The 13,640-nt window shown below is 66.3% G+C and carries 9 protein-coding genes; 2 read left to right on the top strand and 7 right to left on the bottom strand.

Going from position 1 to position 13,640, the window contains the following annotated elements; genetic code table 11:
- Nucleotides 1-47: 47 nt before the first annotated feature.
- The 4 genes from ACXJL8_RS16475 to ACXJL8_RS16460 all read right to left on the bottom strand — a co-directional run bounded on the left by ACXJL8_RS16475 (nucleotide 48) and on the right by ACXJL8_RS16460 (nucleotide 7,933).
- The gene (locus ACXJL8_RS16475) at nucleotides 48-1,904 is read right to left on the bottom strand and encodes a sigma-54-dependent Fis family transcriptional regulator (protein WP_456622621.1); all 1,857 of its coding nucleotides are present in this window, start codon (nucleotides 1,902-1,904) and stop codon (nucleotides 48-50) included.
- Between the two features lie 213 nt (nucleotides 1,905-2,117).
- The gene (locus ACXJL8_RS16470) at nucleotides 2,118-5,423 is read right to left on the bottom strand and encodes a carboxyl transferase domain-containing protein (RefSeq protein WP_456685242.1); all 3,306 of its coding nucleotides are present in this window, start codon (nucleotides 5,421-5,423) and stop codon (nucleotides 2,118-2,120) included.
- 128 nt (nucleotides 5,424-5,551) lie between these two features.
- Nucleotides 5,552-6,238: an aspartate/glutamate racemase family protein gene (locus tag ACXJL8_RS16465; protein ID WP_456622623.1), complete on the bottom strand. Its 687-nt coding sequence runs from the start codon at nucleotides 6,236-6,238 to the stop codon at nucleotides 5,552-5,554.
- Between the two features lie 12 nt (nucleotides 6,239-6,250).
- Nucleotides 6,251-7,933: a methyl-accepting chemotaxis protein gene (locus ACXJL8_RS16460; protein ID WP_456622624.1), complete on the bottom strand. Its 1,683-nt coding sequence runs from the start codon at nucleotides 7,931-7,933 to the stop codon at nucleotides 6,251-6,253.
- Between the two features lie 215 nt (nucleotides 7,934-8,148).
- On the opposite strand from ACXJL8_RS16460, the gene ACXJL8_RS16455 reads away from it, so the two are divergent.
- Together ACXJL8_RS16455 and ACXJL8_RS16450 are read left to right on the top strand one after the other, a co-directional pair.
- Nucleotides 8,149-8,751: a hypothetical protein gene (locus tag ACXJL8_RS16455; RefSeq protein ID WP_456685241.1), complete on the top strand. Its 603-nt coding sequence runs from the start codon at nucleotides 8,149-8,151 to the stop codon at nucleotides 8,749-8,751.
- Nucleotides 8,752-8,762: 11 nt separating this feature from the next.
- On the top strand, nucleotides 8,763-9,242 hold the full coding sequence (locus tag ACXJL8_RS16450) for a hypothetical protein (RefSeq protein WP_456622626.1): 480 nt from the start codon (nucleotides 8,763-8,765) through the stop codon (nucleotides 9,240-9,242).
- A gap of 89 nt (nucleotides 9,243-9,331) precedes the next feature.
- Here ACXJL8_RS16450 and ACXJL8_RS16445 read toward each other — a convergent pair whose 3' ends face one another.
- Genes ACXJL8_RS16445 through ACXJL8_RS16435 form a run of 3 tightly spaced genes read right to left on the bottom strand, consistent with a single transcriptional unit; the run spans nucleotide 9,332 to nucleotide 12,663 of the window.
- Nucleotides 9,332-10,195, bottom strand: coding sequence for an urea carboxylase-associated family protein (locus tag ACXJL8_RS16445; RefSeq protein WP_456622627.1), 864 nt, complete (start codon nucleotides 10,193-10,195; stop codon nucleotides 9,332-9,334).
- 44 nt (nucleotides 10,196-10,239) lie between these two features.
- Nucleotides 10,240-11,169 (bottom strand): CobW family GTP-binding protein, encoded by a 930-nt coding sequence (locus tag ACXJL8_RS16440; protein WP_456622628.1) that lies wholly within the window; start codon nucleotides 11,167-11,169, stop codon nucleotides 10,240-10,242.
- A 3-nt stretch (nucleotides 11,170-11,172) separates the two neighbouring features.
- The gene (locus ACXJL8_RS16435; protein ID WP_456622629.1) at nucleotides 11,173-12,663 is read right to left on the bottom strand and encodes an amidohydrolase family protein; all 1,491 of its coding nucleotides are present in this window, start codon (nucleotides 12,661-12,663) and stop codon (nucleotides 11,173-11,175) included.
- Nucleotides 12,664-13,640 lie beyond the last annotated feature (977 nt).

Below are 13,640 nucleotides of genomic sequence, written 5' to 3'. Positions count from 1 at the left end.
CTCCCCGCAAGCGGGGAGAGGCGAAGCCTGGGACTCGCTCCTCGACGCTACTGCGCGGTCTCGATCTTCAGCTGCTTGATCTTGCGATACAGCGTGGCGCGGCTAAGCTTCAGCGCACGCGCCGCTTCTGTCACGCGGCCGCCGTGCTTGCGCAGCGCCTCGACGATCGTCGCGCGCTCGGCCGCAGCGAGGTCCGGTTCCGCCGCACGGCCACCGAACGGCGGCAGATCGAGATCGGCATCGGCGATGACGCCGTTCTCCGCGGTGCAGCCGGCAAGCCGCAGCACGTGTCGGAGCTGGCGCATGTTGCCGGGATAGTGATAGGCCGAGAGCAACGCCCAGGCCTCGTCCGACAGGCGGCAATTGGGCGCTTCCTCGCGTGCGATCTGGCGAATGATGTCGTCGCGGTCGGCGCGCTCGCGCAAGCTCGGCAGCTTCACCTCCATGCCGCGGAGACGAAAATAGAGATCGGCGCGGAAGGCGCCCTCCTCCGCCATGCGGCCGAGATCGCGGTGCGTGGCACTGATCAATCGGATATCGACGGGCACGGGCTTGAGTGCACCGAGCGGCCAAACCTCGCGATTTTCCAGCACACGAAGCAGACGCGTCTGCAATGCGATCGGCATGTCGCCGATCTCGTCCAGGAACAGCGTGCCGCCGTCGGCCTGCACGATCAGCCCCTTCGAGCCGTCGCGCCGCGCGCCGGTGAAGGCGCCGGCCTCGTAGCCGAACAGCTCGGCATCGATCAGGCTCTCCGGCATCGCCGCGCAGTTCAGCGCGACATAGTGGTTACGGGCCCGATTGCTCGCAGCGTGAATCGCGCGCGCGAACACATCCTTGCCGACGCCGGTCTCGCCATGCAGCAGCACCGGCAGATTGTGATCGCCGATGCTCCTGAGTCGTTTTACGCTTTTGATCAGGCCGGGATCGCGGCCGGCGAGCCGGTGCAGCGCATCGAAGCGGTCGACGGGGGCGTCACGAGGCCGCGTGGATGACCTTGCGCGCAGCGGCGGCGCAACATGACCCTGGCCCAACGGGCTGCCGTCGGCGCGGCGCAGCTCGACCACCTCGTCGGCGCTGCGCGCGACGTGATGATCGAATCTGACATAGCGCGACAGATCGATGCCGGAGGCGATCATGCCGTCAGTGAGGCCCAGCAGCGCGCGGGCGGAGCGACAGGCGCCGACGATGCGGCGGTCGTCGTCATAGGCGAGCAGGCCGCTGCCGCCGTCGCCCGGCACGGTCGCGATCCAGGCATTGCGGAAATGCCCGCGGAAGATCGCGCCCTCGATCCGCCGTGTCGCCTCCATCGTGACCGCGAGCGCAAGCTGGTGCGCGGCGCGTGCGAGATCGTCGCGGCAGGAGGTGATGTTGACGGCGCCGGCAAGGCGGCCCGCCTGGTCGAACAGCGGCGCCACGGCGCAGGAGAACATGTGCCACTGCGCACGAAAATGCTCGTCGCGGTGCACCAGGATCGGCTTCTCCTCCGCAAGGGCGGTGCCGAGGCCATTGGTGCCCTCGAAGGCTTCTGCGAAATTGGAGCCGGTGTAGATCTTCCAGTCCATGAACATTCTTGCGTCCGCTTCCCCCGGCAAGCGGCTGAACAGCATGGTTGCGTTGACATCGGCCAGATTGACGCAATAGCCGGCGTCGCGCAGCACGCGGGCGAGATCGTCGAGCTCGGGGGTCGCGAGCCGGATCGTCTCCTCGAGCGGCTCGGCAATATGCCGGATCTCGGCCTCGGTAAGCGTCTGCGGCGGCCCCTGACGGGCGGGATCGAGCTTGTGGCTGATCAGGCAGCGGCGCCAGGAATTGGCGATCCGCGAAGAGGCATCGACGTCGGCCACATGATTGGCGACGGACAAGACACGGGCGACATGGTTCGAGGCCGACAAGCTGGCCATCGCGGACGTCTCCACCCTGTATTATGGTGCAAAGTCTGGCACCACAGGCCGGGATGTCAACCGGGAACGGGCGCGGCGCTCCTTCTCGTCATTCCGGGGCGCGCGTAAGCGCGAACCCGGAATCCCGAGATTCTCAGGTGTGCAATTGCACACCATAGTTCGATGCTCCGCATCGCCCCGGAATGACGTCGTCTACAAATTGCTGCACCGCCCTCACCACGTATCGATACACGGCCGCCTCTTCGCCGTCCTTGCCGGCGGCTTCGGCACTGACCTAAGCCCCGCCATGATCCAACGCCGCGTCTCCGTGGGGTCGATGACGTTGTCGATCTCGAACACGGACGCGATCGAGACCGCCTTGCCGTTGGCGTAGAGCTCGGCGACCTTGTTGCGGTAATAGATCTCGCGCTCTTCGGGATCGGCGATCGCCTCCATCTCCTTGCGGAAGCCGAGGCGGACATAGCCTTCGAGGCCCATGCCGCCGAATTCGCCCGTCGGCCAGGCCGCGGTGAAGAACGAGGCATGGAAGCCGCCGCCGATCATCGACTGCGCGCCCAGCCCATAGCCCTTGCGCAGCACGATGCCGAACAACGGCACGGTGAGGCTGGCGCCGGTCACGAACATGCGCGAGACGTGGCGCACGATCGCGGTCTTCTCCGCTTCCGGACCGACCATGAAGCCGGGCGTGTCGCAGAGCGAGACAATCGGCAGATCGAAGGCGTCGCACAGCTGGAGGAAGCGCGCGGCCTTGTCGCCGGCATCGGCATCGATGGCGCCGCCGAGATGGCGCGGGTTGTTGGCGATCAGGCCGAACGGCTTGCCTTCGATGCGGATCAGCGCGGTGATCATGCCGACGCCGTAGTCGCGGCGCAGCTCCAGCACGGAATCCTTGTCGGCGACGAGATCGATCACGCTGCGGATGTCGTAGACGCGCAGGCGGTTCTCGGGGATGGCGCGGCGGAGCAGGCGCTGGTCGGCGGCTTGCCACTCCGTCACCGCGCCCTGGAAATAGGACAGGTATTTCTGCGCAACGGACGTCGCCTCCTCCTCGTCCTCGACGAGGATGTCGATCACGCCGTTCGGCGACTGGAACGAGACCGGGCCGACCTCGGCCGGATGATAGACGCCGAGACCACCGCCCTCGATCATGGCGGGGCCGCCCATGCCGATCGAGGCGTTCTTGGTCGCGATGATCACGTCGCAGCAGCCGAGCATCGCGGCATTGCCGGCAAAGCAATAGCCGGAGACGACGCCGATCACAGGCACAAGGCCGGAGAGCCTTGCGAACTGCACGAAGGACGGGCCGTCGAGACCTGTCATGCCGAGCCGGTCGGTGTCGCCGGGCCGGCCACCGCCGCCCTCGGCGTAGAACACCAGCGGCACGCGCCAATCTTCCGCCAATGTCAGCATGCGGTCGATCTTCTTGTGGTTCATGTGGCCCTGCGTGCCCGCGAGCACGGTGTAGTCGTAGGCCACGACGATGCAGCGCGCGCCCTCCGGGCCGAAATGCTCCGCATTGACGGTGGCAACGCCCATCACGAGGCCGTCGGCCGGCGTGTTCTTGATGAGATCATCGAGCTTGCGCCGGCGGCGCTGCGCAGCGATCGCGAGGCTGCCGTACTCCATGAAGGAGCCGTCGTCGACGAGCTGCGCGACGTTCTCGCGGGCCGTGCGCTGGTTGGTGTTGCGGCGCCGCTCGACCGAGGCCGGCCGGTTCGCATCGAGCGTGTTGGCCTGTCGCGCGATCAGCTCGGCGAGGTCGGGGCGGATATGATCAAGATCGACATCGGTCTCCGCCGCGGAATGATCGGCCGCGACGTCGAGCGGCTCGAGATACATGATCGGTTCGCCATGCATCAGCGTGACGCCATCGCCGGCGACGAGCTTCATCACGCGGCCGCCCTGCTCGGCCATGACGAGATGTTCCATCTTCATGGACTCGATCACGGCGAGCTGCTGGCCGGGACGCACGACCTCGCCTTCCTTCACCTGGATGGTGACGATGGTTCCCTGCAAGGGTGCCGCGACCATCACCGTGCCTTCAGGCACGACCTGCACGACTTGGGCCTCGGTGCCGTGAACGCCGCTTCGCTCGGTCGCGGCAAAGTAGAGCGGCTTGGCCGCGCCGTCGGCCGCCTCCACGAGCTTCGCGATGTTGCGGTCGATGAAATCGGTCGCGATGCGATTGGTCCTGAAATCGGGATGCGCGAGTACCGCCTGGAGAAAGGCGATGTTGGTGACGACGCCGTCGATCCGGAATTCGCGCAAGGCGCGCGAAGCCTTGGCGACCACGTCATGCCAGGCCTCGCCCGGCGTATATACGATGACTTTTGCGAGCAGCGAGTCGAAAGCCGCGCTGGTCTTGTAGCCCGCATAGCCAAAGCTATCGACACGGACGCCGGGTCCCGACGGCGGCTCGAACACGGCGAGCACGCCGCCGGTCGGATGCGTCGCGCCTGTCTCGTCCAGCGTCTCCATGTTGACGCGGAGCTGCATGGCGTAGCCGCGCGGCTTCGGGATCGATCCTTGCGCAAGGTCGAGCGAGGCCAGCGTGCTGCCCGCGGCGACGGCAAGCTGGGCGCGGACGAGGTCGAGGCCGAGCACCGCTTCCGTCACGGTGTGTTCGACCTGGAGCCGCGGATTGGCCTCGATGAAGGCAAAGCTGTCCTCCGCCGTGCCGTCGACCAGGAACTCGAAGGTACCGAGATTGTCGTAACCCGCGGCGGTCGCGAGTTGCTTCGCCGCCTCGATGATGCGACCACGCAAGGGCTCGCTCAGCGACGGGCTCGGCGCCACCTCGATCAGCTTCTGGTGCCGACGCTGGATGGTGCATTCGCGTTCCCAGAGATGAGAGATCGCGCCATGGCGGTCGCCGATGATCTGCACCTCGATATGGCGCGCCTGGCGGATCAGCCGCTCGGCATAGACGCCGTCGAAGCCGAACGCCGCCTTGGCCTCGGACTGGCAGCGCGCATAGGCTTCCGCGAGGTCAGTCGCGCTCTCGACCACGCGCATGCCGCGGCCACCGCCGCCGGCCATCGCCTTGATCACGATCGCCGCGTTGCTGCCAAGCGACGTGAAGAACGCCGTGATCTCCTCCAGCGAGGACGGCCCGCTGGTGCCGGCGATGATCGGCACGCCGCAGCGCTTTGCCAATTGCCGCGCCGCGACCTTGTCGCCGAACAACTCGAGCGCCGCGGCCTTCGGCCCGACGAAAACAATGCCCGCGTCGCCGCAAGCCCTGGCGAACGCCGCGTTCTCGCTGAGGAAGCCGTAGCCGGGATGCACGGCGTCGCAGTCGGCGCCCTTCGCCGCCTTCACCACGGCCTCGATGTCGAGATAAGCCCGCGCGCCGCGGCCGGGGATTTCGACCGCCTCGTCGGCAACACGCACATGCAGCGACAGCGCGTCATCCACGGGGTGGATCGCAACCGTCGCAATGCCGGCGTCGGCAGCTGCGCGCGCGATACGAATGSCAATCTCGCCGCGATTGGCGATCAGGAGTTTCTTGAACGACATGCAGCTGTCTCCATGCCCAGCGAGCCGAGGCGAGGGTCGGCAGGTTCGATGATCCTGCTTCTTCACTTTAGCCGCGGCCGTCAAGGGTCGGGAAGCCGGTCGCGACGATGCTCCCGCGGGCCGGAATATCAGTCGGCGGCGCGCGCGGTGATGAGGCGAATAATCCGCCGTACGGCAGACGGGATCGGCGCGATGACCGGCACGGTGAACATCGGCTGGAGCTCGCGCGCGGCCTCGCCGAGCGGCCCGCCGCCGATGATCACCGCCTCGGCGCCATCCTGCGCGATGCAGGCCTCGACCGCACCGGCGAGGGCCGCACGGAGTTGCGCCGGGTCGCGCATCAGGTCTTGCGGATCGCCCTCGGCAAAGCGTGTGCCGGTATAGCAGGATCGCAATCCCAGCGCGTCCGGCAGGGCGTCGATCTTGGATTTGAGCAGCGGCGTCGTGGTCGCCACGCCGAAACGGCGGCCGTTCTCGGCGGCTTCCAGCATCGAGGACTCGCCGATGCCGACCGCGAGCGGTGTCACGCCAGCCCTGATCGCGCCCAGGCCGGGATCGCCGAAGGCCGAGACGATGAAGCCGTCGCATGCGCGCGCGTGCACCTGTGCAATCTCGGCAACTTCAGGTGCAGCCGCCTCCAGCGCATCCGGCGTCACGATCATCGAGGGCGCGCGGGTCGCGGTGGCACCGACGATCTCGATGCCGCCGGTAGCGACAGAACTCGCGATGGCGACCATCATCGCGGTGGTCGGCTCGAGACTGTTCGGATTGATCAGGAGGATGCGGCGCGGCTGCCGACCGGGGTTTTGGAGCATGCTCCTGCTATACTAGGCCGCCCGCACCCCTGCAACGAAGGTGCTGACTTCATCCTGGAGCGATTGCAGCTTCTGCGTCAGCCGTCCGCTCGATTGCAGCACGAGGCCGGCGGCCTGGCCGGTCTCCGCCGTCGCCTCGGTGACGCCGGAGATGTTCTGCGAGACCTGGTCGGTGCCTGAGGCCGCCTCCTGCACGCTGTGGGCGATCGCCTGCGTCGCGGCGCCCTGCTGCTCGACCGCGGCCGCGATCGACGACGAGATCTCGTTGACCTCCATGATGGTGCTGCGGATGCTCTCGATGTTGCCGACGACCTGGTTGGTCTCGGCCTGGATCGCCGAGATCTGCGCGCCGATCTCGTCGGTGGCCTTCGCGGTCTGGCTCGCCAGCGACTTGACCTCGCTCGCGACCACGGCAAAGCCCTTGCCGGCTTCGCCGGCCCGCGCGGCCTCGATGGTGGCGTTGAGCGCCAGCAGGTTGGTCTGCGAGGCGATCTGGTTGATGAGGTCGATGACCTCGCCGATCTTGTGCGCGGCCGCCGCCAGCCCCTGCACGGTGTCATTGGTGCGCTGGCCGTCCGCGGCCGCCTTGTCGGCGACGCTTGCTGCCTGCGCGACGCGCTGGCTGATCTCGCTGATCGAGGACGACAACTGGCCGGCGGCGGACGCCACCGTCTGCACATTGCTGGAGGCCTGCTGGCAGGCGGTGGCGACGAAACTCGCGCGATCGGTTGCCCTGTTCGCGGTCTCCGACATGCCTTGCGCCGCCTGCTGCATCTCCCGCGCCTCGTTGAAGACGTCACGGACCACGGCCTGGACGCTCGCCTCGAACCTGCCGGCGAGATCGGCCATCGTCTTGCGCTTCTCGTCATCGGCCGTGCGCTTCAGCACGTCCTGCTCGGCATGCATCTGGCGCACCGCCGACGCATTGTCCTTGAACACGGCGAGCGCCTTGGCAAGGCCGCCGACCTCGTCACGGCGATGGGTGTAGGGTACATCGAATGCGCTGTCGCCGGCGGCGAGGCGCTCGGTGAGCGCGGTGATCTTGGCGAGCGGCCGGGTGACGCTGCGGCCGATCACGAAGGAAGCGCCGAGCACGAGGACGAACACCGCAAGGCCCACGAGCGCGAACATCATCGCATCCTGGCGGAACACGGCGTCGACGTCGTCGATATAGATGCCGGTGCCGATGATCCAGCCCCAGGGCGCAAAGCCCTTCACATAGGAGATCTTGGCCACCGGCTGCTCGAAGCCGGGCTTGGGCCAGAGGTAGCTGTAGAAGCCCGCGCCCTGCTTGTTGACGACGTCAACGAAACCCGAGAACAGGCGGTTGCCGCTGGGGTCCTTCATGTCGGAGAGATCCTTGCCGTCAAGCTCGGGCTTGATCGGATGCATGATCATCTTCGCGGCCATGTCGTTGAGCCAGAAATACTCGACCTTGTCGTAGCGCAGGCTCTTGATCTCTGCCATCGCGGCCGCCTGCGCCTGCTCGCGCGAGAGTTTTCCTTCGCCCTCGAGCTTCTGATGGTGCGCCAGGATGCCGTAGCCGACATCGATCATCTGCTGCGTCTTGGCCTGGCGGTCGGCGATCATTTGCGTGCGCAGGGTCGAGAGCGCGATCGGCGCCAGCGCGATCATGCCGAGGAGGCTGATGCCAACGATCAGGACCAGCTTGAAGCTGATGCGGGAGAAAATCATCGGTGCTCGCGTGAATTGGCAATACAGATATGCCAGATTATCCCGAACGCCTTAGCAAAGCCTTAAGCATTCGGGTTCCCGCGAAATTGCGCGGTGAGGTCCATGGCTCACGAGTGACATCCTCTCCAACGCGACGTTCGGCTTGCCTTGAATAATTCCAAACAGCCGGCGCGCTGCCCCGCAGATCCGCGCCCAAAATCTAGAAGACCTCGATATTGGTCTGCCGCACGTTGACTTGCGCGAGGCTCTGGCAGAACGATCGACGCAGATATCAAGCGCCAGCCGCGGCGCGAGCGAAGCCAAAGGCCAGAGGCTCAATGCAGCAATCTGCTTATGTCAAATCCGTCGATCTGCCGGCGCTTTGCGCGGCCGAGCGACTCTTCATCTGGGGCTTTCGGGCAAAGGCACGCAGCGGAAGCGCCGTTCCGACCGCAGCCGATATCCAGCAGGTGTACGACCATTTCCGCGTGGGCGATGCCGTGCCCTCGCTGGAATCCATCATCGAGATCTTTGCCTGCACGGCGCACACCGCCATCGAGGTCCACTGCCCCACCTGTCCGCGCGTGTCGGACAGCGAGCACGGGATCATGCGGGCGATCGCCGCGGCGCAGAAGGACCAATTCGACGTCGCGCGCGAGCAGTTCGCGTGCTGGCTGCCGGCGGTCGGCGCCGATTGGGCGCTGCATCCCGTCCGGGGGCTGGCGACGATCTTCCGCATGGCTGGTCTCGTTCTGCCCGACCGGCAGGTTCAGTCGCTCGACCTTGACCGGACGATGGCCATGAAGAGCTGGCTGGTGGGAAGTCCCACCTTGCACTGACGAGATCATTCATGATCCAGGATGCATGCGCTTCGATGCCGGCCTCGTCTGCGGAGGCCGGTCAATCGCGGCTCTGTCCGCTCGACGCAGCGTTTTCGGCGCGCCCGAGCGTGGAATGCTACGATGATTTTTGCCGCGTCGCGCTCTCGCTGTTCCGCTTCATCGGCGCGGCCTATGCGACCGGCGCGTCCGATTGCTGGGATGCGGCCTATCGCTTTGCCGACGAAGCGCCCGGCATTGCCGACAGTCCGCTGCTGGTCGCGCGGGTTGCGGCCCTCGTCAGAATTTTTCGCAGCGGCCGGCCGTGCAATCTCTGCTTCATGCCGCCGTCCTGTCGCCGCCTCTCGAAAGACGAGACGGAGTTGATGAGACTGCTGGCGGCCGCGCGCCGCAAGCAGCCCGGTGAGATCGCGTCGATCGTCTGCCAGTTCGTCGGCACCGAGAACGGAGATGCAGCAACGCGGGCCATCAACGCGCTTGCCTTCTGCTGACGCTCCACCTAGCGACTCGTCTTGTCGAGCACGAGATCGGCGGAGAACTGGTCGTGAAGGCCGGGGCACTGCGATGGCTGCATTGAGGTTCAGCCTCCCGCATGCCCACCGTGGCGGCGGTGATATGCGCTTGGCGACGGCCAGGGCCAGTCCTTCAGTGTCGTTCGATCCGGGTCGAAGATCTCGATCTTGAGCGCATGGCATGCCGCAGCATCGCTGGAATGGGTTGCGCTGCAATCTCCACCGGGGCAGGCCGACAACGCACCGAGCAGGTCGATCTCCGCTAGAAACTCGATGAAGTCGCCGGGACGGACCGGACTTGCCTTCATGAAATATTGGTGCGTGTCCTTCGTGAAGCCGGTGCACATGAAGACGTTGAGCACGTCGTGGACATGATGCTCCGCCGCGCCGGGATCGACATTCAAGTCGGAGGCAAGCGCGCGGGACAGGTTGGAATGGCAGCAGAAATCGTAAGCCGTGCCGTTCAACAGGAGATTTGTATAGGGATCGCAGCGCGTGCCGATGACATCATGAATGCCGGCGCCGTCCTCGTCGAAGCCGTACCAGCCGAGCGTGTCGTGACTGATGGTCGCCATCGGCCGAAGGTAGGGCATGTTGCTCCAGAGCCGGTCCCCGGTGCCGACATGCGTGCCATGGAGCGCCCGCGTCTTGCCGCTGAAGAAGCGTTCGGAGAGATCGTCCGCATTCCAGAGATTGAGGTCGCCGACCTGAGGCCCCTCGATGCTGACGATGCGGAAGAACTGGCCGCGCGCCACGCGAAATGTTCTGGCATCGCGGGGCGGCACGATGAGCTCGTGCGTCTTGACCATCGTGCGGCGAGCCTGCTCGAGCGCGGCCATGTCGGGCCCGGGCATCGTGCCGGCCGGATAGACGATCGCCGGTTTGGCGGCGCGGCGCGAGGCCGCGTCAGCGGGTGGAATCATGGGCGACATGCCTGGCTCATCCCTGCGACTGCAATCCATCCTACCGCCTCACCTCACCCACTCGCAACGCACCCCTCCATGATCCCATCGAGCTCGGTGCGCGAGAGCACTCCGAGCTCGGCGATGAAGACGATGCGGGCGCGCGGCACGCCCGACGCCGGGGCATCGCCCGGGGCCAGCGTGGCGCGGCCGGCGGCGAACTGAAACACCATCGGGCGGCCGGGCTGCTCGATCGTCTCGAACAGACCTTTGGCGCGGGCAAGTTTTGGCGCCAGCCGGCCGATGGCCTGCTGCAAGCGCGGCAGCGAGAGCAGCCGCTCGGACGTCCAGCTCAGCGTCTCGAAGCGCTGTTCTGCCGGCCGTCGCGGCCCGGGCCGGCGTGGCGCGGGCGCGCGATCGACAGTCGCGGGAAACAGCAGTGCGGACGGGATCTCGCCGTGTTTCGCATCGACCACCACGGCAGGGACGCGCTGCGCCCGGATGGCCTCGCGTATCCGGGCGCCCGCGCCCTCGTCCGCCAAATCGATCTTGCTCAGCGCCACCACATCGGCCGCGCGCAATTGCGAGCGCTGCAGCGCGTCGTCCAAGGCGGCCAACGGGGCCGTCGCGTCCATCACGCAGAGCACTGTTTCCAGCAGCGCCTCGCGCAGGATCACGGGATCCAACAGGTTGCGCACGATGTCGGCGGGATCGGCCACCCCGCTGGTTTCGATCACGATGGTGTCCGGCCTTGGATCGCGCCGCAGCAGCGTCGAGAGCGTGCGCAAGAGATCGCCTTCGAGCGAGCAGCAGACGCAACCGTTGCTGAGGCTCACCACGCCGTCGCTCGCGCCCGCGATCAGCTCGGCATCGATGTTGATCGCGCCGAAATCGTTGACCACGGCGGCGATCCGCCGTCCCTGCGCATGCGCCAGCAGATGGTTCACGACGGTGGTCTTGCCCGCCCCCAGAAAGCCCGTCACCAGGAGGATGGGGACCGGCATGTGTCAGCTCGCGACGACGGGACGGCGCACAGGACGGCCGGGCCGTGCCGCCACATCCAGCATGCCGTCGGTGATCAGCGGCTGGCCGCTGACGATCAGATGCCGCACGCCCTCCGAGGGGCGGTTCATCGCCGTGAAGGTCGCGCGGTCGCTGAGCTTCTCGTAGTCGAACACCACGATGTCGGCATCGGCGTCCTTCGCAAGCCTGCCCTTGGCGCGCATCGCCGGCGTGCTTTGCGACAAAATCTCCGCCGGGATCAGCGCGCATTTGCGCACGCCTTCGAGCAGCGACACGGACTTGCGCTCGCGCACCCATTCGCGGATGAATTTTGTGAAGCAGCCAGCCGAGCGCGGATGCGACGTCGCGTCATCCGGCAGCGGCCAGGCGTCGCCGGTGTAGGTCTTGCCGTCCGACTTCGTCCACGGCATCGCGTCAGAGGCGATCGCACCGCCGGGATACAGCACCGACATGTCGAGGAGATCGCGGTGGTGCGCATTGTTCTCGGTGTCGAGGATATGCCACAGCACCAGCGAGGACGGTTCTGCGGCCTGTGCCTTCAAGAGCTCCTCGCGGTCGTGGAAGCGGTGGCCGTCGGTCACGCGCTGCACCGAATCGTAACCGGTGCCGTTGCGCGCGACGAACTCGGGATCGCTGAAGAAGGCCGCCGCCAGCACGGTCGAGCCGGTGCCGTAGGGATACGCCTCGACCGTGATCGGCAGGCCCTGCGCCTGCGCCTTCTCGACCAGCACGCGGCAACGCTCGATGTCGGTCTTGCTGGACGAGTTGAAATGGCAGATGTGCATATGCGCGCCGGTGGCGCCGGCATAGCCGATCAGGCGGATATAGGCCTCCGCCGCGCTTTCGGGATCGATGCGGGACATGTAGGCGACGTGGGTGAAGGTCGGCACGTCCCGCGCGGCCGCGAGCTGGCAGACCGCAGTCAGCTCCTGCACGCCGGCGCCCGGCGCATAGGCGTTGAGGATGCCGATGCCGATGCCGCCTTCGTTGAGGCCGCGCGCGAGGCGTTCGAGGATGCCGGCCACCTCCGCATCGCTCGCCACGTTGTCGATCCAGCGGCGATCGCGCGTCGCATTGCCGAGCGCCTCCAGCGAGCTTTCCGTATTGGAGCCCGTCATCGCGCCGATGCGCGCAAAGGCCCAGTTGGTGGCGGCGCCGTAGTTCAGCACGCGCCCCTTCCTGGCCTGGCGCTCATACCAGGACGCAACCGGCAGCACGCCGGCTTCGAGATCGAGCGTGGTCGTCACCCCGTCGAACGCCTGCATGCGGTCGGCGGGAAGCGACTGGCCGTGCGCGTGCAGGTCGATGAAGCCGGGGGCGACCACGAGCCCGGTCGCGTCGATCACCCGCTCGGCGCCGCCGAGCGCAGTGCCGACCGCGACGATCTTGCCGTCCACCACCGCCACATCGCCGACGGCATCCATCCCGCTCGCCGGATCCACCACCCGGCCGCCAGAGATCACCAAGCCGCTCATGTCGTCACTCCCGAAAGCTATTTCCAAAACCCCCAAAGGCCCGGCAGCCGTTCCGGAGGTCCGTCGCGGCGCATAGAGGCAGATTCCGGGAGTGACGACCACCTCCACTGAAGCTGATGCATCATGCTTGCAGGGAGGGTCCGACGCTTGGCGGGGATATCGAGCTTTGGGGCAGCGACGCCGCAATCCATGCGCGAGGCAGATCACAAACATGCGGGGGCATCCTCGCGGCACGTTTGGCCCGAGTCATGCTTTTGTTGTCACCCTCTCGAAAGAAAGGGCGCAGGGAAGACCGGGCGCCGGCTGGCACCCACAAAACCCCCATGCGAAGATATTGCACGCGAATGCACAGGGGAGACACAGGGCAGCCGAGACGTCCGGCCTTCCCTGCGCGATGGTTTGACGGCCTATGCCGCGCTCTCCCCGGAGACGAGTTCCTTCTTGCCTCCGTCACTTCTGCGAAATTCGCAACCATCCCGCCGGTTGACGCRATGACGCCTTCGCAAAAGCTTGACCGTAGCAACGACGGCCAGGACCACACGGTTTCGCCGTACGCAGGCAACCCTGCTTCGCCAAGAGGCTTCGCAGGGATTGAAGCGCCGTCCGTCGATCGCGGTTCGCGCCATGCTCACGAGGTTCATCTCGCCCTGCACGCACAAGCCCGCCTTTAACGCCGCCCAGCCCGCGTTCGTGACGACGTACGACCGCCCCTTTGCTGGGCTGGGATGGTCGACACATACGACAAATCCGAATTTCGGTAAAGTGGAATATTTTCGGCATGGCCGCTTGACACGGGAATTTCGGACTGTTTTGCCCGTCGGGCCGAGGTCCATTCGCCGGGCGGGCTAACGCGAAGCGCGACGCTCGCTGATAGTATCTCATCGAGATACCAAGGCCCTTGCAATTCGTATCTCGACGGGATACGTATTGCCGTGATCAAGAGCTTCAAGGGGAAGTTTGCCGGGCCGATCCTTCAG

Source organism: Bradyrhizobium sp. P5_C11_2 (assembly GCF_054049755.1).
Note: the sequence above shows the minus strand (reverse complement) of the source record. Positions and strands in the feature narration are given on the sequence as shown.